Genomic DNA, 21,660 nt, shown 5'->3' with positions numbered 1-21,660 from the left:
CGGGGGACAGTTGCTCCCTCCCATCGGCATCCAGCCGCCCGATGTGGGAGAAGACCTATGCGTAAACTGATTATACTGGGCCTGATGGCCGCCACTGTCCTTCCGGGTGCCGCCATGGCCCAGTCGCGCGCCGAAGTGCGCGACAGCGCGCGCGACCTGCGCCATGAACAGCAAAATCTGCGGGACGCGCAGCGTTACGGCGACCGCCAGGATGTGCGTGAGGCGCGTCGCGACGTGCGCGACGCCCGGCAGGAATTGCGGGAGGATTGGCGCGACTATCGCAAGTCGCACCGCGACGTCTATCGCGGCGGCAACTGGCGTGCCCCGTTCCGTTATAATCGCTGGGATGTCGGCGCGCGGCTCCAACCCAATTATTACAGCTCGCGCTACTATATCTCCGATCCCTATCGCTATCGGCTGCCCCGTCCGGGTGCGAACCAGCAATGGGTAAGGCATTATAATGACGTGCTGCTGGTCAATGTACGGAACGGCCGGGTGATGGAGGTCCATCGCGGCTTCTTCTGGTAAGCTGAACGACGAAACGGCCCCTGGGTAGCTCAGGGGCCGTTTCCTTTTGCGCTATGGCGCGTGCGGTCCATTCCCTCGCTCTTCCGCCGTGATTTGCGAGCAAATCACTCTGGGGTTCCCCATTGGCCGCGCCGCTCGTTTCCGGGCAAGCGCGGCCGATGACGCGCGAAACGCACCATCAGTCCGAAAGGGGGTGGACCATGAGCCGAAACGTTTGGCCCGCCAAAATGTTCCCTTGCCAGCCTGTCAGGCGGCGAGCGCTTCCTCGATCAGGCGACGGCTGTTGGCGACGCCGTAAAGCGCGATGAAGCTACCCATGCGCGGCCCCTGATCGGCGCCCAGCAGGGTCTGGTAAAGCGCCTTGAACCAGTCCCGCAGTTCGGCAAAGCCATAGGCCTCGTCCTTGCCGATGGCATAGACGATGTTCTGGATATCCTCCGCCGAAGCGCCTTCGGGAAGAGCCGCGAGTTCTTCGTCCAGCTTGCGCAGCGCGGCGGCCTCGTTCGCTTGCGGAGCGCGGCGCTTGAGCGTGGGCGCCACGAAATCGCGGTGATAGGCCAGCGCATGGCCGATCAGCGCGTCCAGTTCCGGATAGGTATCCGCATTGGCGTCCGCGACATAATTTTGGAGATAGCCCCAGACCTGTTCGCGGCTGGCATCACCCATCACGCCGACGAGGTTCAGCAGCAGGCCGAAGGTGACGGGCAATTCACCCTGCGGCAGCTGGCCGTCATGGATATGATGGACCGGGTTGCCCAGCTGCTGCTCGACCGCCTGCTTGGGATAGTTGCCGCGGAACTGCCAATATTCGTCCACCGCGCGGGGAATGACGCCCATATGCAGCTGCTTCGCCTTTTTCGGCTCGCGATAGGCGTAGAAGGCCAGACTTTCCTGTGGACCGTAGGTCAGCCATTGCTCAAGGCTGAGGCCGTTGCCCTTGGACTTGGAGATCTTCTCGCCCTTTTCGTCGAGGAACATCTCGTAATTGAAGCCCTCGGGCGGACGGGCGCCGAGTGCGCGGCAGATCTTCGACGACTGGGTGACCGAATCGATCAGATCCTTGCCCGCCATCTCATAGTCGACGCCCAGCGCGACCCAGCGCATCGCCCAGTCGACCTTCCATTGCAGCTTCGCGCCGCCCGACAGGATCGACTGTTCGATCACCTCGCCCCCAGGAACAGAGCTGTCCTCGAAGCGGACGAGGCCGGTGTCGGCGTCCAGCACCTCGACCGGCACCTGAAGCACGATGCCGCTCTTCGGGCTGATCGGCAGCACCGGCGAATAGGTCGCCTGCCGTTCCTTGCGCAGCGTCGGCAGCATGATGTCCATAATGTCCTGATAATGGCGCAGGACATTCTTCAGCGCGTCATCAAAGCCACCGGACTTGTAGCGGTCAGTGGCCGAGACAAATTCATAATCGAAGCCGAAGCGGTCAAGAAACTCGCGCAGCATCGCGTTGTTGTGATGCGCGAAGCTCTCGAACTTCTCGAACGGATCGGGCACCTGCGTCAGCGGCTTGCCCAGATGCTCGGTCAGCATCGCCTGATTGGGCACATTGTCCGGCACCTTGCGCAGCCCGTCCATGTCGTCGCTGAACGCGATCAGGCGGGTCGGGATGTCCGACAGCGCATGATAGGCGTTGCGGACCATGGTGGTGCGCAGCACTTCGTTGAAGGTGCCGATATGCGGCAGGCCCGAAGGGCCATAGCCGGTCTCGAACAGGACATAACCTTTCTCCGGAGCGCCATTTTGATAGCGCTTCAGGAGCTTGCGGGCTTCCTCATAGGGCCAGGCCTTGGACGCCTGCGCGGCGGTGCGGATGATGTCGGACACGGTCATGATGGAAGCCCCCTAAGCATTTTCAAGTCAGATGGAAACATCTGACGACTCGGAAACGCAGTTCGGCCCAGCCAAAATGCGGCGGCAAAAGCGCCCGGTCTGGACGAAAGACTACGATTTTTGGTGCCAAAACGGAGACGAATGGCAGGCTTTGCACCATCCCATTTAACTTTGATTAACCCTGATGAGTCATATTTATCGGGAGCTTAGGGGGCTCAGGAGGGACTATGCAGCCGCGCAGCCGTCAGAGAATAGCCGTCGATATCCCGGTGATCGTGACTACGGTGCTCGACAGTCTGGATGGAATGATCGTCGATTTGAGCGAAAGCGGCGCCCAGATTGCGGGCTGCCGCCTGCCGGTGCGCAGCCAGTGCCAGATCGATTATGAAGGACATGTCGTCTTCGCCATCGTGCAATGGTCGGAAGAAGACCGGATGGGACTCCGCTTCCCCTATGAATTGACCGACGGGCCGCTGTTCGACCGGCTGGAAATCGCGCGCGCCGCCAGGCTGGCGCCGACCGCCTTCCAGCCCCGGACTCCCGGCGCACGGCCCGCGGGCGGATTCGGACGCCGGTTCGGCTGAATCGATCGCATTTCCGGTTTCCCTTTTGTTCCCGCTCGCCTAAGCCGGGCGGGTGATCGATCCCGCCGCCCTGCCCGCTCTCCACGCCAGCCACGGCGGCATCTGGCTCAGGGAGGGGACCGATACGCAGGCCGTTGCCAAAGGCACGGCGATCGCGCGGACGGCCGAAACGCCAACCCTGCTGCTGAACGCCCCGCTGACCGGGCAGCGGCTGGGCTATCCCGATTTGAATGGCCTCGATCTGCTGGAGCTGTGGGCCTTCATCCATCCCGCACGCTTTCTGGTGCCCACGCCCAAGGGGCTGGCCGAAGCGCTGAACCTGCCCCGCCCGGCCAGCGAAGCCGACATTCCCCAACTGTTGCAGGCGGCGACCCGCGCGTTGCTGGAGACGCTCGATTCTAGCGGCTGGGCCGAGCGGGAGGGCGGCTGGACCGCGGCGCAATCGCTGCACAGGCTGCGCTGGCCCTGGGCGCCGCTGGTTGCCGGCCGCATCGCCAGGCCGAAAGAGGCGGAACGCTGGCTCTTTTCGAAGCTCCCGGAATGGGAGGAGACGCCGCCCCGCCCTGCCCCGCGCCCGGTGTCCCTGCAATCCGACGCCGTGGTGGCGCGGCTGGAGCAACTGACCGGCGCGGGCGCCGAAGCGCGCGCCGGTCAGCGTGCCTATGCGGCAGCGGCGGCGGAGGTGTTCCGGCCCAGGGCCCATCGCGACCAGCCCAATATGCTGCTGGCCGAAGCCGGGACCGGGATCGGCAAGACGCTGGGCTATCTCGCCCCCGCCTCGCTCTGGGCCGGGGAAGCGCTGGGGACGGTGTGGATTTCCACCTATACCAAGGCGTTGCAACGGCAGCTGGACCGGGAGAGTCTGCGCCTCTTCCCCGATCCCGCCGTTGCGGCGAAGCGGGTGGTGGTGCGCAAGGGGCGGGAAAATTATCTCTGCCTGCTGAACCTGGAAGACGCCTTGCAAGGCGGCTTTGCCGGGCGAGCGGCGATATTGGCGCAGCTGGTGGCGCGCTGGGCCGCCTTCACCAAGGATGGCGACATGATCGGCGGCGACCTGCCCGGCTGGCTGCCGACCCTGTTCCGGCGCAATGGCTCGACCGCGCTGACCGACCGGCGTGGCGAGTGCATCTATGCAGGCTGTCCGCATTATCGCAAATGCTTCATCGAGCGGTCGGCACGGGCCTCGGCCGATGCGGATATCGTGATCGCCAATCACGCGCTGGTGATGATCAACGCGGCGCGTGGTCGCGAGACGGGTCAGGCGCCGCAGCGCATCGTGTTCGACGAAGGCCATCATCTGTTCGACGCGGCGGATTCGACCTTTTCCGTCGCTCTCTCGGGGCAGGAAGCGATCGAACTCCGCCGCTGGGTCATGGGACCGGAGGGCAATTCGCGTGGGCGACGGCGTGGCCTTGCGGCGCGGCTGTCCGACCTTGCCAGCTATGACGAACAGGGCGGCGAGGCGATCCGCGCAGCGGCGGAAGCGGCGCGAGCATTGCCCGCCGACGAATGGCTGAAGCGCATCGTCGCGGGCGAGCCTTTCGGGCCGGTGGAGGAGTTGCTCGCGGCGGTGCGCGGAACCGTCTACGCGCGGGCCGCCGACACCGGGGAGGCCGATGCGGGCTATGGGCTGGAAACCGAACTGGCTGAGCCGGACGGCGCGCTGGTCGAGGCCGCGCAGGAGGCGGCGCGGGCCTTGGACGCCCTGCTGCGTCCCCTCACCCATCTCGGCAAGCGCATGGAGGCCGTGATCGAGGAAGCGCCCGACTGGCTGGACGGCGCGGCGCGGGCTCGGGTCGAGGGGGCGATCGCCTCGCTCGGTTGGCGGCGCGATCTGGTGACGGCCTGGCTGGCGCTGCTGGCGCGGATCGGCGGACCGGCAGACGCCGATTTCGTCGACTGGCTGGCGGTCGAGCGGATCGAGGGGCGGGAGTTCGACATCGGCATTCACCGCCACTGGCTGGACCCGTCGCGCCCCTTGGCGCAGGCGGTGCTGAAACCGGCGCAGGGCGTGCTGATCACCTCCGCCACGCTCAAGGGCGGCGGCGATTGGGACAATGCGATCAGCCGCAGCGGCGCCAGCCATCTCCCACGCGGCGCGGAACAGTTCGAGGCGAGCAGCCCCTTCGATTATCCGGGCCGGTCGGAAGTGCTGATCGTCACCGACATCAAGCGCGGCGACATTGCGGCGCTGTCGGGCGCCTATGCTCGGCTGATCGAGGCGGCGGGCGGCGGGACTTTGGGCCTGTTCACCGCGATCCGGCGGCTGCGCGCGGTCCATGCGCGCGTCGCGGACCGGCTGGCGCGGGCGGGGCTGCCGCTTTACACGCAGCATGTCGACCCGATGGATACCGGAACACTGATCGATATTTTCCGCGACGATCCGCGCGCATCGCTGCTCGGCACCGATGCGCTGCGCGATGGCGTGGACGTGCCCGGCCATTCGCTGCGGCTGGTGGTGATGGAGGGCGTGCCATGGTCCAAGCCCACGGTGCTGCACGCTGCGCGCAAGCTGGCGGGTGGCGGCAGTGCCTATGACGACCGGCTGATCCGGGCGCGCATGGCGCAGGCCTTTGGCCGGCTGATCCGGCGGGCGGAGGATCGGGGCAGCTTCGTCATCCTGTCCGCCGCCATGCCCAGCCGCCTGCTCAGCGCCTTTCCGCCCGGCACGCCGATCCGCCGTCTGACGCTGGATGAAGCGATCCTGTCGGTAAACGCCCATTCCGACGCTGGCCTTGGCGGCGGCATGGCGTTAGGGCATCAGCGAGTCGAATCCGGCACCTACGACCTGGAGCAAAAATGAAGCGGTTGATCCTGTTCCGTCATGCCAAGTCCGATTGGGACGATCCGGTTGCACGGGATTTCGATCGGCCGCTCAATCGCCGTGGGGAAAAGGCCGCGGTCGTAATGGGCGAGTTCGCCAAGGCGCGTGACATGCAGTTCGATATGGTCGTCGCCTCTCCCGCCGTGCGCGTGGTGGAAACGCTGGACAGCTTTTTCATCGGCTATGGAACGGTGATCGATCCGCATTGGGACCGGCGCATCTATCTGGCCTCCGCCCCGACGCTGTTCGACGTGATCCGCGACCTGCCCGACGGCGCCGCCAACGTCCTGATGTCGGGGCATAATCCGGGGCTGGAAGAACTGATCCTCGACCTCGTGCCCGATAATGGCGCAAGCCCCCTGCGCGAGGATGTGGAGGTGAAATTCCCGACCGCCTCCATCGCGGTCATGGAACTGCCCATCGACCATTGGAGCGAGGCGAAGCCCAATATCGCCAATCTGGCCAGCTTCACCCGGCCGCGCGACCTGGACCCGGCGCTGGGGCCGGGGTCGCGCTGAAGCGATGACTCCGATCCTCTGGCGGCGGGCAGAGCCACGTGATGCGGCGGCACCCTCGCTGCTGGGCGGTGCAACCTTCCTTGCCAGCTTCGCCCATGACCATCCCGGCGATGCGTTGATCGCGCATGTCCGGGACGCGCATGGGGAGGCCTATTATGCGGCGGCACTCGCCGATCCGAAGCAGACGCTGCTGATCGGGGAAACGCCATTGGGCGCGCCTGTCGGCTATGCGCTGCTGACGCCGCCCGACCTGCCGGTCGAGACGGGACCGGACGATCTCGAACTCAAGCGCATCTATCTATTGTCCGGCTGGCAGGGCGGCGGCAATGGCGCCAGGCTGATGGCGCTGATAATGGACGACGAAGCCCGGCGTCGGGGCGCGAAACGATTGCTGCTCGCGGTCTATGAGGCGAATGAAGGGGCGCAACGCTTCTATGCGCGGCACGGCTTTACCGAAGCGGGCGAGACGGTGTTCATGGTCGGCGAGGTGCCGTTCTGGGATATGGTCTACATCGCGCAGGTGGATTGATTCTCGGGAGTATCGCGCGGAAAAACGGGCCGCCGGAGGCATGTGACTCGGGTCCCGGCTCCAGCTGCGCTGAACTGCGTTTCCGCTTTTCCGCACGATGCTCTAGCTTCCCGCACGAAGCGCTATTCCCCTATCGCCTTCGCCAGCGTCGCGCGGATCGCTTCCAGACGAGGGAGCAGGTCGGCGGCTGGGGCAGGTTGGCCATTGCTCACCAGTGCCTGCGCCGTCTCCACTGGCAATGGGTCGCCACCACCATCAGCCAGCGCCTTTTGCGCGCCCTTGACGGTGAAGCCTTCGACATTCAGCAAATGGTTGATGCGGCGCACCAGCGCCACATCGTCGGGCCGGTAATAGCGCCGGTTGCCCGATCGCTGGAGCGGCCGAAGCTGCGTGAAACGCGTCTCCCAATAGCGCAGGATATGCTGCGGGAGACCCAGCTCGCCCGCCAGCTCACTGATCGTCAGAAATGCACCCTCGGCCTTTTCCATGCGCGCGATGTTGCACCCTTAGCGGCGCCAAGGTCAACCTCCGGAGAAAGGGCAATTTTGGAGGGGGGTGCCCCCTCCTCACATATGGGCGACGCGATCCCGCATGGTCTGGCTGGCGCGGAAGGTCAGCACCCGGCGCGGCTCGATCGGCACTTCGACGCCCGTTTTCGGGTTGCGTCCCATGCGCTGCGTCTTGTCGCGCAGGACGAAGGTGCCGAAGCTGGAGATCTTCACATTCTCCCCACGCTCAAGCGCGGAAGACATATGCTCCAATATGGATTCGATTAACGTTGCCGCTTCGGCCCGCGACAGGCCAATATGACGGTTCACGCTCTCCGCGAGATCCGCGCGGGTCAGAGTCCCTGTACCGCTCATCGCACTTCCCCACTTTGACACCCGTCGAGCCTAAATGCGGGTGATCACGCGATAATGTGCGCGTTTTTGGGTGATTCGGCAATATAAGGGATCACCGAAATGCCTAAAAAAGCGTGAAAAATAGGGGAGATAGCGATCCCAAACCCGCCATCAGACCCGCAGGACGCACGCCCCCCAGGTAAAGCCGCCGCCCATCGCCTCCAGCACCAGCAGATCGCCCGGCTGAACGCGGCCGTCACGCATGGCAAGATCGAGCGCCAGAGGCACCGAAGCAGCGGACGTATTGGCATGCTGATCGACCGTCATCACCACCTTTTCGGGCGACAGCTTGAGCTTGCGTGCCGTGGCGTCGAGGATGCGGGCATTCGCCTGGTGCGGAATCAGCCAGTCGATATCCGCCGCGGTCATACCCACGGTTTCCATCACCTCGGTCAGCACCGAAGCCAAGTTGGTCACGGCATGGCGGAAGACCTCCTGGCCCTTCATGCGCAGCTTGCCGACCGTCTGGGTGGTCGACGGACCACCATCGACATAGAGAAGCTGGTTATGACGGCCGTCAGCGTGCAGCTTGGACGCCAAAATGCCGCGCTGGCCACCTTCGCTCTCCTCCGCGCCCAGCACGACCGCGCCAGCGCCGTCGCCGAACAAGACGCAGGTGGTGCGGTCTTCCCAGTCAAGGATGCGGCTGAAGGTTTCCGAACCGATGACGATCGCGTTCCGCGCCGCACCCGAACGGATCATGCTGTCCGCGACGCCGATGGCGTAAAGGAAACCGGAACAGACCGCCGCCACGTCGAAGGCCACGCAGTCATTGATGCCCAGCGCAGCCTGAACCAGCGTCGCGGTGGCGGGGAAGGTCTGGTCGGGGGTCGCCGTCGCAAGGATGATCAGGTCAATATCCTGCGCGGTCAGGCCGGCCGCGTCCAGCGCAGCCCGGGCCGCGTCGGTGGCAAGGGTCGCGGTGGTTTCGCCCTCGCCCGCGATGTAGCGGCTACGGATGCCGGTGCGCTCGACAATCCACTCGTCGCTCGTGTCGACGGTCTGCGCCAGTTCGGCGTTGCTGACCTTGCGGACTGGCAGCGCAGAGCCAGTGCCCAGAAGAACGGATCGGCGGATCACTTTGCGGGCAGCTCCATCTTGGACGCGGGGGCGGTCAGCCCCTCGATCCCGTGCATGTCGGCGGCGATGCGCCGGGTGATGTCTTCTTCCAGCAGGCGCGCGGCGACATGGACGGCGTTGGCGACGCCCTTGTCATTGGCGCTGCCATGGCTCTTCACCACCACGCCGTTAAGGCCCAGGAAAACCGCGCCATTATGGTTGTTGGGGTCGAGATGATGCCTGAGCAGATGCATCGCCGGCTTCGAAATCAGGAAGCCCAGTTTCGAGCGGATCGAGCTGGTGAAGGCGGTGCGCAGCAGATCGGTGACGAAGCGGGCGGTGCCCTCCGCCGTCTTGAGCGCGACATTGCCGGAAAAACCGTCCGACACGATGACGTCGACATCGCCCCGGCCGATCTTGTCGCCTTCGACAAAACCTTCGAAGGATAGCGGCAGGCTGGTCGCGGCGCGCAGGATCGCGGCGGCGTCACGGATTTCCTCCGTGCCCTTCATCTCCTCCGTGCCGATGTTCATCAGACGCACGCGGGGCGATTCAAGGTCGAGGGCAATGCGGGCATAGGCCGCACCCATCACCGCGAACTGCACAAGATTGCGTGCATCGCATTCGGTGTTGGCGCCAAGATCGAGCATGACCACGTCATTGTCGCCAAGCGTCGGCAGCATGGCGGCCAGCGCAGGCCGGTCGACGCCCTTCATGGTCCGCAGGGCGAGTTTCGCCATGGCCATCAGCGCGCCGGTATTGCCGGACGAAACGGCAGCACCACAGTCGCCCACCTTCACCGCAGCGATGGCCATGCTCATGGAGCTGGTTTTCTTGCGGATGGCGACGCTGGGCTTGTCGCCCGAATCCACGACGTCGGGCGCGTGGACGATTTCCGACGCGGCGCGCAGATTCGGGTGATGGTCGAGCGCGGCCTTGATCCGCGCTTCGTCTCCAAAAAGGGTGAAGCGCAGTCCTTCGTGACGGTGACGGGCGAGCGCAACGCCCGCCATCATCACGCGCACGCCTTCATCCCCGCCCATCGCGTCGATTGCGATTCGCGGTTGGCTGGACAAGTTAACGCACCCTTTTCAGGAGAAATTCTTGGAAATCAGGCCCCGACGGCGATGACTTCGCGACCGTTATAGTGGCCGCAAGCGTCGCACAGATTGTGCGGGCGCTTCAGTTCGCCGCAGTTCGAGCATTCCTGAAACGCTTCGACGCGCAGCGCATCGTGGCTGCGACGCATGCCACGGCGGGACGGGGACGTTTTCCTCTTGGGGACAGCCATGTCGGCACCTTATTCCATAATTGATCTGTTAGTGCGACTGGCCGTATCCGATGGATGTCGACGCCAACGGCGCCGCAGACCCATGCGGCCCGGATGATCGCGAAGCCCTGCGCCTATAGCGTTTTTTGGCAGGGGCGCAAGTCCTTCTTGCCCCCTTGCCGCCCAGCCTGCCCTCCTTATTCTGCAGATATCAGGATGAGGGGGGAGATAAACGATGCTGTTGCCGATCACGCTGACCCTGGGCGCCGCCTGCGCGCTGCTCAACATGTGGCTGGGGATTCGCTGCGCGCGCATAAGGATGTCGGCCAGCACGCTGCATGGCGATGGCGGCAATGCGCTGCTGGCCAAGCGGATGCGCGCCCATGCCAATTTCACCGAATATGTGCCGATGACGCTGATTCTCTTCGGGCTGGTGGAATTGGCGACCGGAGCGTCGATGTGGCTCTGGAGCGCGGCACTGGTGCTGGTAGTGGCGCGAATCGGACATGGCTTCGGGATGGACGCGGACAAGCCGACCATCTGGCGCGCAGGCGGCGCGCTGCTGACCTGGGCCGTGATGATCGGTCTGGCCGTGACGGCGCTCTATGTCGCCTATGACGCGACACGGGCAGTTCCGGCACCCCCGGCCATGGCGATGATTCGGCAGGGTTAGCCGAGAACGGCGTCCGCCACGAAGGGGTTGGTGCGGCGTTCATGGGCAAAATTGCTCATCGGGCCGTGGCCGGGCACGAAAGCGGTGTCCCCGCCCAGGGGCCAGAGCTTGCCGGTGATCGCGTCGATCAGATCCTGATGATTGCCCATCGGGAAATCGGTGCGGCCGATGGAACCCTGAAACAGCACGTCGCCCACAATGGCGAGCTTGCTGGGGGCATGGTGGAAGACGACATGACCCGGCGTGTGACCGGGGCAGTGATAGACGTCGAGCGTCAGATTGCCGACCGTCACCCGGTCGCCGTCATGCAGCCAGCGATCGGGCTCGAAGATTTCGCCATTGATGCCGTATTTGCTGCCGTCTTCGCCCAGCCGGTCGATCCAGAAGCGATCCGCCTCATGCGGGCCTTCAATGGGCACGCCCAGATCGCGCGCAAGGATGCCCGCCTGACCGCAATGGTCGATATGGCCGTGGGTGACAAGGATCTTCTCGATGGTGACGCCATGCTGCTCCGCCGCCTTTTTCAGCACCGGCAGGTCGCCGCCCGGATCGACGAAGGCGCCGCGATTGGTCGCCGTGCACCAGAAGAGCGTGCAGTTCTGCTGGAGCGGCGTGACGGGAATCAGGGCGGCTTTGAGGGGCGGAGTCGTCATGCCGACGATGTGGCGAAGCCGCGGGCGCTGTGCAAGCCCTAGCCGGTTTCCTCGGTCGCGAAGGGTTCCGCCAGACTGATGCTGTCCAGCACCTTTGCCGTTTCGTCGCGCACGCGGAGCATCACGCGATGCAGACGGCATTCCGATTCGGGCAGGCAGTTGGTGCAGGTTTCATGCGCGAAACGGCTGGCGCAGGGCGTGAGCGCCAGCGACCCTCGCGTCAGCCGCACGATATCGCCATAGCTGATGTCGACCGGCGCCAGCGCCAGCCAATATCCGCCGTCGCGCCCCCGCTGCGTCGCCACCAGCCCTTCGCGTGCCAGTTCCGACAGGATCACCGTCAGGAATTTGGATGGGATGTTCTGGCGCGTGGCGATCTCGTTCAAGGGCACCGGGCCTTGCCGGTAGCGGTCTGCGAGATGCTGGAGGGCACGGATGGCGTAACGGGTCTTCTGCGAAAGCATGGGGCTGTTATTCGCTTCCCCTCGGCATTTGACAAGCCGTTCAGGGCGTCGCTGCCGTTGAGGAGGGGGATGCCGCTATTTCGGGGCATCCCCCCGATCTCATGCCTTCACGCCGTCCAGAGCGTCCTCATAGGTCGTCGCCTTGAAGCCGACGATGGTGCGGTCGCCCAGATCCAGGATCGGGCGCTTGATCATCGAGGGGTTGCTCATCATCAGCAGCACCGCCTTGTCCGCGTCGATATGGGCCTTGTCGCCGGCATCCAGCGCCTTGAAGGTCGTGCCGGAACGGTTGAGAATGGTTTCCCAGCCATGTTCCTCGACCCAGCCGCGCAGGGCGGCTTCGTCGACGCCCGACACCTTATAGTCGTGGAAGCTGTAGGACTTGCCGCTATTGTCGAGGAAATTGCGCGCCTTCTTGATCGTGTCGCAATTCTTGATGCCGTACATGGTGAGCATGGGGCTTATCCTTTGAACGCGGTGACTTCGATCTCGATCTTCATCTCCGGCTTGATGAGGCCCGCGACAACGCAGGTGGCCGCCGGGCGGATTTCGCCGAAAACGGGCGCGGTCGCTTCGCCCAGAACGTCCCAATAGGCCGGGTCGGTGATATAATAGGTCACGCGCACCACATCGGCGAAGGAGAAACCGGCCTCCTCCAGCGCCCTGCCGATGACCTTCAGCGCATTCTTGCCCTGATCGACGACGGATTCGGGCATGGCCTTGGTTTCGGGGTCGGTGCCGGTGGTGCCGGCGACGAAGCACCAGTCGCCCTGAACAACGGCGCGCGAATAGCCGACCTGCGCCTCGAAGGGCGAGCCGGAGGAAATGAGCTGGCGGGGCATGGGATTCCCTTTTTTGCGATGCGGAAAGGATCGGGGCGGCTCTTGCCCGGTCGGCCCTACGCTGTCCAGCGCCTTTTGCGGTTCGCGGAACGGGTGGACGGGTGGTCCGTTGGTGGCGGAGAAGGAGACACGCCATGGCCCATCCCGAAAAGAACCGTTTCCCCGACCTGGATGAAGAGAATAGCGAACAGGATGAGCGCGGATCGCAGGCGCAGGATGTAGCCGACGATGCGCGGGTTCGCGGCACCGATCTGGCCGAGGACAGCGAGCATGGCGGCAAGCCCAATCCCGCGCAGATTCTGCCGGATGACACGCCCGATCTGGTCGACCGGATGACCGAGATGGACCGATCGGGACGAATCGACATGGACGCCTTCGCAGGCGAGCCGCAGATGGACGATGAGGAGGATATCCTCGGCCCGACCGAGGATGAGGATTAGGCCGCAGTCCTGTCCTGCGTCTGGTTGATCATGCCCTGGGCCATGTGGTCGAGCGCCCTGGTCATGGCCTGGGCAAGCTCCGGCTCGATACCGGGCTGGGCGTGGATCGCGCGGGCCATGGCGGCGGACCATTGATCCGCCAGCGCCGGCGTGACCGGAAAGGCGCGGTGGAGCGACATGACGCACTGGCCGCGCTCGAACCAGTCGCGGGGGCCGCCTGCCCAGCCGATCAGGAAGTGGCTGAGGCCATTACGGACGACGCTCAGGTCCGCCGCATGGATGGCGCGCAGTTCTGCATAGGCAGGGTCCTGATCGATCAGGTCATAGAAGTGGTTGGTTATGGCGGCGATGGTCGGTTCGCCGCCTAAGCGGGCAAAAGGGGTGGTCATGGAGCCTCCTGCTGGGTCGCCGGTCAGAGTGGATGAGCAGGCGGCCCTGTCATTGATCGCGGTCAAATCCGGGCCATTGGCGCGAGACGACGGGAGAAAGTTTCGTTATGGCGGCGCCATGAAGCGGGGATGGGACAAGGTGCCGCCGCTGGCCAAAGCGCGGCGGCGGAAGGCGAAGAACGGTTCCTTTGCGGCGCTGCTGGCCGGTGGCGTGCTGATCGGCGGAGGGTTGGGCTGGTTCGGGCCGGATGTGGCGCGGCGCTTCAGCCAGCGGGACGCAATCGCGCCTGTGGCCCGCGATAGCTTGTCGGCACAATTCGGCTTTTGCCATACGGGCGGCGGGACCAACTGCGTGGTCGATGGGGATACTTTCTGGTTTCAAGGCCAGAAGGTGCGGATGATGGACATCGACGCGCCGGAAACGCACCCACCCCGTTGCCCGGAAGAGGCCGCGCTGGGCGCGCAGGCAACGCAGCGATTGCAGGCGCTGATGAATGCCGGGCCATTCTCGCTGGAGACAGGGGATCGGGATACGGACCGCTATGGGCGCGCCCTGCGGGTGGTGACGCGTGGCGGGAAGTCGATCGGCGAGAAGCTGGTCGCCGAAGGGCTGGCGCGGGAATGGGACGGCGCGCGACACCCCTGGTGTTGAAGGGGGGAGGGAGGACGAATGCCCTCCCTCCCTCGCTCCTTTAGCGGCAGTTCAGGCCACCGCGATCGATTTCACGGCCCAGCAGCGCGCCTGCGCCTGCGCCGATGAGGACGCCCGCCGTGTTCGAATAGCCACGGTCGAGCTGACCGCCAAGCAGACCGCCCAGCGCCGCGCCGACGATGAGGCCGGTGGTGCCGTCCGACCGGCGGCAATAATAGCGATCGTCATAGCCACGATAGATACGCGTCGCGCGGGTCACGCGGATCGGCTCATAGCCGCCGCGATAATAGCGGTCGGCGCGGTAATAGCGCCCATAGCGCGGGTCCGGGCGGTTCCAGTCATAGCTGTAGACAACCCCACCGGGGCGGCGCCAACCTTCGTGGCGGCCATTGTCGTGACGACCGTCATGCTTCCAGTCGTCCCGGCCACGATCCCCCCGGTCGTTGTCACGGCCGTGACCGGCCCAAGGCGGCGGATCGGCGGCGGCGGGCGCGGCGCTCAGCGCGACGGCGCCGAGCGAAAAGGCGGCAAAGGCGGCTTTCAGGGTGAACTTCATCATTAGCTCCCTTGGCTGTTTTACTGGGAGCACAACACCCCAAGGCGCCTAAACGTTGCATGAACGGAACAAAACAACCCGTTCATCTGCCGGACAGCCTTGAGGCGCCTCCCCCTCGCGCAGGATCTGACGGCGCCGAAGGCGATCAGAAGACGCTGTTGATCGCGGCCTTCTGCTGATCGGTAATGGCGTTGTCGGCGGGATCGGTTGCGCCCTGTCCGGTCTGCGCGGCGTTCACCCCCCTGTCGTCGGAAGCGCCCACGAACTGGATCGCCGTCAGGATCACCAGCACCGCCCAAAGCAGCGCCATCCAGCGGCTGGTGAAAAGCGAGGAAAGGCGAACGCCGAACATGGCGGGAGGATAAGGCAGCAGCGGTTAAGAAATGCCAATTCCGCCCGGCGCCGACTTTGGCATATTTGCCGCCGTCTTCTCATGAATTTGGCGCGGCCTTCCCCAAGGAAAGCCGCGCCCAATTCCGATTTCCAATCTTTACTCCGCCGCGATTCCCGCCGCCTTGAACATGTCCGGGTCGCTGTCGTCGGCATTGGCGGCGGCACCGCTCTTGAGCTTGGTGCGGCGGTCGAACGCATCCCACACATCGTTCCACTGACCGCGGGTCGCCGCTTTCGAATATTCCGTCGCGCGGGTTTCGAAGAAATTGGCGTGCTCCACGCCGTTCAGCAGCGGGGTCAGCCAGGGCAGCGGATGCTCGTCGATCATGTAGATGGGCTTGAGGCCCAGCTGCCCCAGGCGCCAGTCAGCGATGTAGCGGACATATTTCTTGATGTCCTTGGGCGTCATGCCCGGCACCGGACCCATTTCGAAGACGAGGTCGATGAACGCGTCCTCGATCCGCACCGTCTTCTGGCACATGTCCATAATGTCTTCCTTGACCGCGTTGGTCAGGCAGTCGCGTTCCTTCACGAAGGCGTGGAACAGGCGGACAATGCCTTCGCAGTGCAGCGTCTCGTCGCGGACCGACCAACTGACGATCTGGCCCATGCCCTTCATCTTGTTGAAGCGCGGGAAGTTCATCAGCATCGCGAAGGAGGCGAACAGCTGGAGCCCTTCGGTGAAGCCGCCGAACATGGCGAGCGTCTTGGCGATATCCTCGTCCGTATCGACGCCGAATTGCGCCAGATAATCGTGTTTGTCCTTCATCTCCTTATATTGCATGAAGGCGCTATATTCGGTTTCGGGCATGCCGATGGTGTCGAGCAGGTGGCTGTAGGCCGCGATATGCACCGTTTCCATGTTGCTGAACGCGGTCAGCATCATCTTGATTTCGGTCGGTTTGAACACGCGGCCATATTTGTCGTGGTAGCAGTCCTGCACTTCCACGTCGGCCTGGGTGAAGAAGCGGAAAATCTGGGTCAGCAGATTGCGTTCATGGTCGCTGAGCTTCTGCGCCCAGTCGCGGCAATCCTCGCCCAGCGGCACTTCCTCCGGCAGCCAGTGCAGCTGCTGCTGGCGCTTCCAGAACTCATAGGCCCAGGGATATTCGAAGGGCTTGTAGACCTTGCTGGCTTGAAGAAGAGGCATGGTGGTTACTCCGAATATTCTCTTATACCCCTCTCCCGCCGGGAGAGGGAGGGGCCCGCGCCGTCAGGCGTGGGAGGGTGAGGGTATTGGATGGATTGCGCCTGGACCGTCCTCACCCTTCCGGCGCTTCGCGCCTCCCTCCCTCTCCTTCAAGGAGAGGGAAATTCGGGTCAGGACTCCGTCCAGATTTTCCATCACTTCATAGTTCCAGAAGCGTAAGATCTGATAGCCTTGCGCTTCGAAATAGCGGGTGCGGGCGGCGTCCTGTTGGGTGCGTTCCGCGTGGGTGGCGCCGTCGACCTCGATGATGAGCTTGCCTGCGAAATTCAGGAAATCCGCCACATAGGGGCCGTAGGGCACCTGGCGGCGAAATTTCTGGTTCGGGAATTTCTCACGCAGGGCGTTCCAGAGGCGTTTTTCCGCCTCCGTAGCGTTGCGGCGGAGGGTTTTAGCGCGGTCTACCGAGCCTGATGGGAGATCGCGGTAGTTGCGCATCGCCCTCACCCTTCCGCCGCTGCGCGGCTCCCTCCCTCTCTCGCTGGGAGAGGGGATTTCATCACTGGCAGGCGAGGCACTCGTCATAGTCAGTGGTCTCGCCGATTTCGAATTTGGGAGCGTCGATCGTGTTGTCCGCCTCGACCCCGCCAGCAAAGCCGGCGCGCTGCACCGACTTGGAGCGGAGATAGTAGAGCGACTTGATGCCCAGTTCCCATGCCCGATAGTGGAGCATGAGCAGGTCCCACTTCTCCACGTCCGCCGGGATGAACAGGTTCAGCGACTGCGCCTGATCGATATAGGGGGTGCGGTCGGCGGCCAGTTCGAGCAGCCAGCGCTGGTCGATTTCGAAGCTGGTCTTGAACGTGTCCTTTTCCTCCTGGGTCAGGAAGTCGAGATGCTGGACCGAGCCGCCCTTTTCCAGGATCGAGTTCCAGACGGCAATGCTGTCCTTCGCCTTTTCGACCAGCAGCTTTTCGAGATAGGGGTTCTTCACCGCGAAGCTGCCGGACAGCGTCTTGTGGGTGTAAATGTTCGCCGGGATCGGCTCGATGCAAGCCGAGGCGCCGCCGCAGATGATCGAGATCGACGCCGTGGGCGCGATCGCCATCTTGCAGGAAAAGCGCTCCATCACGCCCATATCGGCGGCGTCCGGGCACGGACCGCGCTCGACCGCGAGTTGCATCGAGGCTTCGTTCACCTTCTCGTTGATATGCTTGAAGATGCGCAGGTTCCAGCTCTTCGCCATCGCGCCTTCAAACGGGAGTCCCCGGGCCTGGAGGAAGGAGTGGAACCCCATCACCCCCAGGCCCACTGACCGTTCGCGCCCGGCGCTATATTTCGCCCGCGCCATTTCGTCCGGCGCACGGTCGATATAGTCCTGCAGCACGTTATCGAGGAAGCGCATGACATCCTCGACGAAACGGGGGTCCTTGTTCCATTCGTCCCAGGTTTCGAGATTCAGGGACGAAAGGCAGCAGACCGCCGTCCGGTCATTGCCGATATGGTCGCGACCCGTCGGCAAAGTGATTTCTGAACACAGGTTGGACGTCGACACCTTAAGGCCGAGATCGCGGTGATGCTTGGGCATCGTGCGGTTCACGGTGTCGGAGAAAACGATATAGGGTTCGCCGGTGGCGAGGCGAACCTCGACCAGCTTCTGGAACAGCGCGCGGGCGTTGACGCTGCCGCGCACCGAGCCGTCCTTGGGGCTGCGCAGGGCAAATTCCTTGCCGTCGCGCATCGCTTCCATGAACTCGTCGGTCAGCAGGACGCCGTGGTGCAGGTTCAGCGCCTTGCGGTTGAAGTCGCCGGACGTCTTGCGGATTTCCAGAAACTCCTCGATCTCCGGGTGGGAGATGTCGAGATAGCAGGCAGCCGAGCCACGGCGCAGGCTGCCCTGGCTGATGGCGAGGGTCAGGCTGTCCATCACGCGGACGAAGGGGATGATGCCGCTGGTCTTGCCGTTAAGGCCGACCGGCTCCCCGATGCCGCGCACATTGCCCCAATAGGTGCCGATGCCGCCGCCGCGCGAGGCGAGCCAGACATTCTCGTTCCAGGTGTTGACGATGCCTTCCAGACTGTCGTCGACGCTGTTCAGATAGCAGCTGATGGGCAGGCCGCGGCCGGTGCCGCCGTTCGACAGCACGGGCGTGGCGGGCATGAACCAGAGGCGCGAAATATAGTCGTAGACGCGCTGGGCATGGTCGGCGTCGTCGGCATAGGCGGCGGCGACGCGGGCGAACAGGTCCTGATAGTTTTCGCCGGGCAGCAGATAGCGATCCTGCAGCGTTTCCTTGCCGAATTCGGTCAGCAGCGCATCGCGGCTGTTGTCGGTCGCAACATGGAAGCGGCGCGCCAGCACGGTGGACGAGCTGGGCGCAGCCTGCTTGGCAGGGGCCGCCTTCTTCTTCTCCGCCACGGTTTCCACCACTTCGTCAATCACGGTTGCCACGTCGTTTTCACTCACCTGTTCGCTATCTCGAAAATCCATACGAGCCCCCGAATGTTCCTGTTTCGTTCGATTCGGTCAAGCCGCTGCCGGCGAGGCCGAAAGAACTTAGCATTATCGACCCGCCGGGGCACGGAAATGGGCCCAGCAGAGCAGATCGCAAGGGCAAAAATCCCTCCCTCCGGAAACCAGCCCGGTTGGCGCGATCACAATCTGTTGGGTAACCCCCGTTAACCCGATACAAGGGATAGTGCCACAGCCACATTTGCTTTCAAGAGGGTAAATGACAGTTCGGGGACTCGACGTGCGACGAACCGACGCATGCCGTCGATCGAAAGGGGGATCATGTCGCGGCGACGCATGGACTTTCCTTGGCTTCGCAAAAGGCAAGGGGAACAATTTCGAAAGTAAAATAAATTTGGCTTGCCACGGAAATGCTTGGTCGGGCCTTCCCGCCCCTGATCGGCTGTGACGGTTCGATGACAAGATATGGTGTGACCGACACCTATCGAGGCAAAGGGGCATCCATATTTTGGGGTGCCCCGGATGACTACGCATGGCAGAATGGCACCCGGAAAAAGGGGAAAGCCCACCCCGACCAGAGAGGTGCCGTCATGATTCTCTACTATCACCCCCTCTCCTCCTATTGCTGGAAGGTGTTGATCGCGCTCTATGAAAACGGGACGGCGTTCGAGCCCCGGATGCTGGAGGACCCGGCGGTCGCGGAGGAGTGGCTGAAGCTCTGGCCGATCAGCAAGTTCCCGGTGCTGCGCGACGAGGCGCGAGGCTGCACCGTCGCGGAAACCAGCATCATCGTCGAATATCTGGGACAGCATTATCCCGGCCCGTTCCGACCGATCCCCGAGGATGGCGAGGCGGCGCTGGAGGTACGGCTGATGGACCGGCTGTTCGACAATTATGTGATGACACCGCTGCAGGCGATGGTGGCCGACCGCATCCGGCCCGAGGGCGTGCCGCGCGATCCCTATGATGTCGAGCAGGCGCGGGCGATGCTGCGCAAAAGCTATGCGATGCTGGAGGAAAGGCTGGCCGGTCGGACCTGGGCCGCGGGGGACAGCCTGTCGCTCGCCGATTGCGCGGCGGCGCCCGCCCTGTTCTACGCCGACAAGGCGGAGCCGATGCGGGCGAGCTTTCCGGTGCTGGCGGCCTATCTCGACCGGCTGGAGGCGCGGGAAAGCTTCGCGCGGGTGCTGCGCGAGAAGGAGCCGTGGTGGCACCTTTTCCCCTATGCCGGGGGATGAACGCCATCTGGACTCATACGACCAAAGGCCTATAGCCGCCCCTGCATGGACCCGCCGTGCGGGGCGGGCCGCAATATAGGGACTTTGGGTAGATGACCGTCATCAAGACCGCCGATCTGATCGAGAGCGTCGCCGACGCGCTCCAGTTCATCAGCTATTATCATCCGATGGATTATATCCGCGCGCTGGGCAAAGCCTATGACGCCGAAGCCAATCCGGCGGCCAAGGACGCCATTGCCCAGATCCTGACCAACAGCCGCATGTGTGCCGAGGGCCATCGGCCAATCTGTCAGGACACCGGCATCGTCAACGTCTTCATCAAATGGGGCATGGACTGCCGCCTGGACGACAATAGCCGCTCCATGCAGGACGTCGTCGATGAGGGCGTGCGCAAGGCCTATCTCAACCCCGAAAACCGCCTGCGCGCCTCGATCCTGCGCGATCCGGCCTTTTCGCGCCAGAACACCAAGGACAACACGCCCTGCGTGCTGAATGTCGAGATGGTGCCGGGCAACAAGGTGACCGTCGATGTCGCGGCCAAGGGTGGCGGCTCGGAAAACAAGACCAAGTTCAAGATGATGAACCCCAGCGACTCCATCGTCGACTGGGTGCTGGAGATGATCCCGCAAATGGGCGCGGGCTGGTGCCCGCCCGGCATGCTGGGCATCGGCATCGGGGGCACGGCGGAAAAGGCCGTGGCGCTGGCCAAGGAATCGCTGATGGAGCCCATCGACATGGGTGAACTGAAGGCGCGCGGACCGCAAAACGATATCGAGAAGCTGCGCATCGAGATTTTCGACAAGGTCAATGCGCTGGGCATTGGCGCGCAGGGTCTGGGCGGTCTGTCCACCATCCTCGACGTCAAGATCTACGACTATCCCTGCCATGCGGCGGGCAAGCCGGTGGCGATGATCCCGAACTGCGCGGCGACCCGTCATGCGCATTTCACGCTGGACGGTTCGGGCCCGGCCTATCTGGAAGCGCCGAAGATTTCCGAATGGCCGCAGGTCGACTGGAAGCCCAGCAAGGAAGCGATCCACGTCGACCTCGACAATCTGACGCCGGAAGTCGTGCAGAGCTGGAAGCATGGCGACCGCCTGCTGCTGAACGGCAAGATGCTGACCGGACGCGACGCGGCGCACAAGCGGATTCAGGACATGCTGGCGCGCGGCGAGGAGCTGCCGGTCGATTTCAAGGGCCGCGTCATCTATTATGTCGGCCCGGTCGATCCGGTGCGCGACGAAGTGGTCGGCCCGGCTGGCCCGACGACCGCCACGCGCATGGACAAGTTCATGGACATGATGCTGGAACAGGGTCTCGCCGCCTGCGTCGGCAAGGCCGAGCGCGGACCGGCAGCGACGGACTCGATCGCCAAGCATAAGAGCGCCTATCTGATGGCGGTCGGCGGCGCGGCCTATCTGGTGGCCCGCGCGATCAAGGAAGCCAAGGTCGTCGGCTTCGAGGATCTGGGCATGGAAGCGATCTACGAGTTCACGGTGCAGGACATGCCCGTGACCGTCGCGGTCGACAGCGAAGGCCAGAATGTCCACCGCCTCGCCCCGCTGGTGTGGCAGGAAAAGATCAGGAAGGAGCATCTGCTCGAAGGCGCGTAAGCGTCTCTTTCCTTCCCACGGACAAGGACGCGCCGCCCGGTCTTCGAGCGGCGCGTTTTTCTTTGGCCCATAAG

Annotated in this window: 26 protein-coding genes; 10 read left to right on the top strand and 16 right to left on the bottom strand. The window is 63.9% G+C overall.

What is annotated here, in order from left to right; all coding sequences use genetic code 11:
• The first annotated feature begins 57 nt into the window (after positions 1-57).
• The gene (locus tag HUK73_RS14970; protein ID WP_176592609.1) at positions 58-528 is read left to right on the top strand and encodes an RcnB family protein; all 471 of its coding nucleotides are present in this window, start codon (positions 58-60) and stop codon (positions 526-528) included.
• A 246-nt stretch (positions 529-774) separates the two neighbouring features.
• Here the strand turns inward: HUK73_RS14970 and HUK73_RS14965 are convergent, their stop codons facing one another.
• Entirely contained in the window at positions 775-2,367 is a 1,593-nt protein-coding gene (locus HUK73_RS14965; protein WP_176592608.1) for a lysine--tRNA ligase, read from the bottom strand.
• Between the two features lie 227 nt (positions 2,368-2,594).
• Between HUK73_RS14965 and HUK73_RS14960 the strand changes: the two genes are divergently transcribed.
• From HUK73_RS14960 to HUK73_RS14945, 4 genes are read left to right on the top strand one after another with little or no spacing between them, the layout of a single operon-like run.
• A complete protein-coding gene (locus tag HUK73_RS14960) occupies positions 2,595-2,951 on the top strand; it encodes a PilZ domain-containing protein (protein WP_176592607.1) in 357 nt (118 codons plus the stop codon).
• Between the two features lie 52 nt (positions 2,952-3,003).
• On the top strand, positions 3,004-5,754 hold the full coding sequence (locus tag HUK73_RS14955) for an ATP-dependent DNA helicase (RefSeq protein ID WP_176592606.1): 2,751 nt from the start codon (positions 3,004-3,006) through the stop codon (positions 5,752-5,754).
• Positions 5,751-6,293: a histidine phosphatase family protein gene (locus HUK73_RS14950; RefSeq protein ID WP_176592605.1), complete on the top strand. Its 543-nt coding sequence runs from the start codon at positions 5,751-5,753 to the stop codon at positions 6,291-6,293. Before HUK73_RS14955 ends, HUK73_RS14950 begins: the two co-directional genes overlap by 4 nt.
• A 4-nt stretch (positions 6,294-6,297) precedes the next feature.
• Positions 6,298-6,822, top strand: coding sequence for a GNAT family N-acetyltransferase (locus tag HUK73_RS14945; protein WP_176592604.1), 525 nt, complete (start codon positions 6,298-6,300; stop codon positions 6,820-6,822).
• Between the two features lie 122 nt (positions 6,823-6,944).
• On the opposite strand, the gene HUK73_RS14940 is transcribed toward HUK73_RS14945, so the two are convergent.
• The 5 genes from HUK73_RS14940 to rpmF all read right to left on the bottom strand — a co-directional run bounded on the left by HUK73_RS14940 (position 6,945) and on the right by rpmF (position 10,074).
• Positions 6,945-7,310 (bottom strand): MerR family transcriptional regulator, encoded by a 366-nt coding sequence (locus HUK73_RS14940; RefSeq protein WP_176592603.1) that lies wholly within the window; start codon positions 7,308-7,310, stop codon positions 6,945-6,947.
• A 78-nt stretch (positions 7,311-7,388) separates the two neighbouring features.
• The gene (gene ihfA / locus HUK73_RS14935) at positions 7,389-7,685 is read right to left on the bottom strand and encodes an integration host factor subunit alpha (protein WP_176592602.1); all 297 of its coding nucleotides are present in this window, start codon (positions 7,683-7,685) and stop codon (positions 7,389-7,391) included.
• Between the two features lie 150 nt (positions 7,686-7,835).
• Entirely contained in the window at positions 7,836-8,804 is a 969-nt protein-coding gene (locus HUK73_RS14930; protein WP_176592601.1) for a beta-ketoacyl-ACP synthase III, read from the bottom strand.
• Positions 8,801-9,826 (bottom strand): phosphate acyltransferase PlsX, encoded by a 1,026-nt coding sequence (plsX, locus tag HUK73_RS14925; RefSeq protein ID WP_255326369.1) that lies wholly within the window; start codon positions 9,824-9,826, stop codon positions 8,801-8,803. Before plsX ends, HUK73_RS14930 begins: the two co-directional genes overlap by 4 nt.
• 68 nt (positions 9,827-9,894) lie before the next feature.
• The gene (gene rpmF, locus HUK73_RS14920) at positions 9,895-10,074 is read right to left on the bottom strand and encodes a 50S ribosomal protein L32 (protein WP_150291245.1); all 180 of its coding nucleotides are present in this window, start codon (positions 10,072-10,074) and stop codon (positions 9,895-9,897) included.
• 214 nt (positions 10,075-10,288) lie between these two features.
• On the opposite strand from rpmF, the gene HUK73_RS14915 reads away from it, so the two are divergent.
• Positions 10,289-10,726, top strand: a complete 438-nt coding sequence (locus HUK73_RS14915; RefSeq protein ID WP_176592599.1) for an MAPEG family protein — start codon at positions 10,289-10,291, stop codon at positions 10,724-10,726.
• On the opposite strand, the gene HUK73_RS14910 is transcribed toward HUK73_RS14915, so the two are convergent.
• From HUK73_RS14910 to HUK73_RS14895, 4 genes are all read right to left on the bottom strand, one after another.
• Positions 10,723-11,379 (bottom strand): MBL fold metallo-hydrolase, encoded by a 657-nt coding sequence (locus HUK73_RS14910; protein ID WP_176592598.1) that lies wholly within the window; start codon positions 11,377-11,379, stop codon positions 10,723-10,725. The two genes, HUK73_RS14915 and HUK73_RS14910, sit on opposite strands and share 4 nt — an antisense overlap.
• Before the next feature lie 38 nt (positions 11,380-11,417).
• On the bottom strand, positions 11,418-11,843 hold the full coding sequence (locus tag HUK73_RS14905; protein WP_150291242.1) for an Rrf2 family transcriptional regulator: 426 nt from the start codon (positions 11,841-11,843) through the stop codon (positions 11,418-11,420).
• Positions 11,844-11,942: 99 nt separating this feature from the next.
• On the bottom strand, positions 11,943-12,299 hold the full coding sequence (locus HUK73_RS14900) for an ArsC family reductase (protein ID WP_176592597.1): 357 nt from the start codon (positions 12,297-12,299) through the stop codon (positions 11,943-11,945).
• Positions 12,300-12,304: 5 nt separating this feature from the next.
• A complete protein-coding gene (locus tag HUK73_RS14895; protein ID WP_176592596.1) occupies positions 12,305-12,685 on the bottom strand; it encodes a RidA family protein in 381 nt (126 codons plus the stop codon).
• 134 nt (positions 12,686-12,819) lie between these two features.
• Between HUK73_RS14895 and HUK73_RS14890 the strand changes: the two genes are divergently transcribed.
• On the top strand, positions 12,820-13,125 hold the full coding sequence (locus tag HUK73_RS14890) for a hypothetical protein (RefSeq protein WP_176592595.1): 306 nt from the start codon (positions 12,820-12,822) through the stop codon (positions 13,123-13,125).
• On the opposite strand, the gene HUK73_RS14885 is transcribed toward HUK73_RS14890, so the two are convergent.
• The gene (locus HUK73_RS14885) at positions 13,122-13,514 is read right to left on the bottom strand and encodes a globin (protein WP_176592594.1); all 393 of its coding nucleotides are present in this window, start codon (positions 13,512-13,514) and stop codon (positions 13,122-13,124) included. The genes HUK73_RS14890 and HUK73_RS14885 overlap by 4 nt on opposite strands.
• A gap of 118 nt (positions 13,515-13,632) precedes the next feature.
• Here HUK73_RS14885 and HUK73_RS14880 point away from each other — a divergent pair, with 118 nt between their 5' ends.
• Positions 13,633-14,166, top strand: a complete 534-nt coding sequence (locus tag HUK73_RS14880; protein ID WP_176592593.1) for a thermonuclease family protein — start codon at positions 13,633-13,635, stop codon at positions 14,164-14,166.
• Positions 14,167-14,206: 40 nt separating this feature from the next.
• On the opposite strand, the gene HUK73_RS14875 is transcribed toward HUK73_RS14880, so the two are convergent.
• The 5 genes from HUK73_RS14875 to HUK73_RS14855 form a co-directional block, all read right to left on the bottom strand.
• Complete coding sequence (locus tag HUK73_RS14875) at positions 14,207-14,722, bottom strand: glycine zipper 2TM domain-containing protein (RefSeq protein ID WP_176592984.1); 516 nt, start codon at positions 14,720-14,722, stop codon at positions 14,207-14,209.
• A gap of 145 nt (positions 14,723-14,867) precedes the next feature.
• On the bottom strand, positions 14,868-15,074 hold the full coding sequence (locus tag HUK73_RS14870) for a hypothetical protein (protein ID WP_176590060.1): 207 nt from the start codon (positions 15,072-15,074) through the stop codon (positions 14,868-14,870).
• Positions 15,075-15,212: 138 nt separating this feature from the next.
• On the bottom strand, positions 15,213-16,265 hold the full coding sequence (locus tag HUK73_RS14865; RefSeq protein ID WP_176592592.1) for a ribonucleotide-diphosphate reductase subunit beta: 1,053 nt from the start codon (positions 16,263-16,265) through the stop codon (positions 15,213-15,215).
• A 63-nt stretch (positions 16,266-16,328) separates the two neighbouring features.
• Positions 16,329-16,760: an endonuclease domain-containing protein gene (locus HUK73_RS14860; RefSeq protein WP_176592591.1), complete on the bottom strand. Its 432-nt coding sequence runs from the start codon at positions 16,758-16,760 to the stop codon at positions 16,329-16,331.
• A gap of 61 nt (positions 16,761-16,821) precedes the next feature.
• Positions 16,822-18,753 (bottom strand): ribonucleoside-diphosphate reductase subunit alpha, encoded by a 1,932-nt coding sequence (locus HUK73_RS14855; protein ID WP_176592590.1) that lies wholly within the window; start codon positions 18,751-18,753, stop codon positions 16,822-16,824.
• A gap of 572 nt (positions 18,754-19,325) precedes the next feature.
• Here HUK73_RS14855 and HUK73_RS14850 point away from each other — a divergent pair.
• Entirely contained in the window at positions 19,326-19,973 is a 648-nt protein-coding gene (locus HUK73_RS14850; RefSeq protein ID WP_176592589.1) for a glutathione S-transferase family protein, read from the top strand.
• A gap of 92 nt (positions 19,974-20,065) precedes the next feature.
• Positions 20,066-21,586 (top strand): fumarate hydratase, encoded by a 1,521-nt coding sequence (locus HUK73_RS14845; RefSeq protein WP_176592588.1) that lies wholly within the window; start codon positions 20,066-20,068, stop codon positions 21,584-21,586.
• Positions 21,587-21,660 lie beyond the last annotated feature (74 nt).

It is taken from the genome of Sphingobium sp. EM0848, assembly GCF_013375555.1.
Lineage (GTDB): Bacteria > Pseudomonadota > Alphaproteobacteria > Sphingomonadales > Sphingomonadaceae > Sphingobium.
This window is presented reverse-complemented; position numbering and strand designations above follow the sequence as displayed.

Coding starts and splice junctions, on each gene's coding strand:
- HUK73_RS14970 (WP_176592609.1), top strand. CDS start 58: ATGCGTAAACTGATTATACTGGGCCTGATGGCCGCCACTGTCCTTCCG.
- HUK73_RS14910 (WP_176592598.1), bottom strand. CDS start 11,379: ATGACGACTCCGCCCCTCAAAGCCGCCCTGATTCCCGTCACGCCGCTC.
- HUK73_RS14845 (WP_176592588.1), top strand. CDS start 20,066: ATGACCGTCATCAAGACCGCCGATCTGATCGAGAGCGTCGCCGACGCG.
- ihfA (WP_176592602.1), bottom strand. CDS start 7,685: ATGAGCGGTACAGGGACTCTGACCCGCGCGGATCTCGCGGAGAGCGTG.
- HUK73_RS14885 (WP_176592594.1), bottom strand. CDS start 13,514: ATGACCACCCCTTTTGCCCGCTTAGGCGGCGAACCGACCATCGCCGCC.
- rpmF (WP_150291245.1), bottom strand. CDS start 10,074: ATGGCTGTCCCCAAGAGGAAAACGTCCCCGTCCCGCCGTGGCATGCGT.
- HUK73_RS14855 (WP_176592590.1), bottom strand. CDS start 18,753: ATGGATTTTCGAGATAGCGAACAGGTGAGTGAAAACGACGTGGCAACC.
- HUK73_RS14870 (WP_176590060.1), bottom strand. CDS start 15,074: ATGTTCGGCGTTCGCCTTTCCTCGCTTTTCACCAGCCGCTGGATGGCG.
- HUK73_RS14905 (WP_150291242.1), bottom strand. CDS start 11,843: ATGCTTTCGCAGAAGACCCGTTACGCCATCCGTGCCCTCCAGCATCTC.
- HUK73_RS14850 (WP_176592589.1), top strand. CDS start 19,326: ATGATTCTCTACTATCACCCCCTCTCCTCCTATTGCTGGAAGGTGTTG.
- HUK73_RS14965 (WP_176592608.1), bottom strand. CDS start 2,367: ATGACCGTGTCCGACATCATCCGCACCGCCGCGCAGGCGTCCAAGGCC.
- HUK73_RS14880 (WP_176592593.1), top strand. CDS start 13,633: ATGAAGCGGGGATGGGACAAGGTGCCGCCGCTGGCCAAAGCGCGGCGG.
- HUK73_RS14865 (WP_176592592.1), bottom strand. CDS start 16,265: ATGCCTCTTCTTCAAGCCAGCAAGGTCTACAAGCCCTTCGAATATCCC.
- HUK73_RS14915 (WP_176592599.1), top strand. CDS start 10,289: ATGCTGTTGCCGATCACGCTGACCCTGGGCGCCGCCTGCGCGCTGCTC.
- HUK73_RS14875 (WP_176592984.1), bottom strand. CDS start 14,722: ATGAAGTTCACCCTGAAAGCCGCCTTTGCCGCCTTTTCGCTCGGCGCC.
- HUK73_RS14960 (WP_176592607.1), top strand. CDS start 2,595: ATGCAGCCGCGCAGCCGTCAGAGAATAGCCGTCGATATCCCGGTGATC.
- HUK73_RS14890 (WP_176592595.1), top strand. CDS start 12,820: ATGGCCCATCCCGAAAAGAACCGTTTCCCCGACCTGGATGAAGAGAAT.
- HUK73_RS14950 (WP_176592605.1), top strand. CDS start 5,751: ATGAAGCGGTTGATCCTGTTCCGTCATGCCAAGTCCGATTGGGACGAT.
- HUK73_RS14895 (WP_176592596.1), bottom strand. CDS start 12,685: ATGCCCCGCCAGCTCATTTCCTCCGGCTCGCCCTTCGAGGCGCAGGTC.
- HUK73_RS14860 (WP_176592591.1), bottom strand. CDS start 16,760: ATGCGCAACTACCGCGATCTCCCATCAGGCTCGGTAGACCGCGCTAAA.
- HUK73_RS14940 (WP_176592603.1), bottom strand. CDS start 7,310: ATGGAAAAGGCCGAGGGTGCATTTCTGACGATCAGTGAGCTGGCGGGC.
- HUK73_RS14945 (WP_176592604.1), top strand. CDS start 6,298: ATGACTCCGATCCTCTGGCGGCGGGCAGAGCCACGTGATGCGGCGGCA.
- HUK73_RS14900 (WP_176592597.1), bottom strand. CDS start 12,299: ATGCTCACCATGTACGGCATCAAGAATTGCGACACGATCAAGAAGGCG.
- plsX (WP_255326369.1), bottom strand. CDS start 9,826: ATGGGCGGGGATGAAGGCGTGCGCGTGATGATGGCGGGCGTTGCGCTC.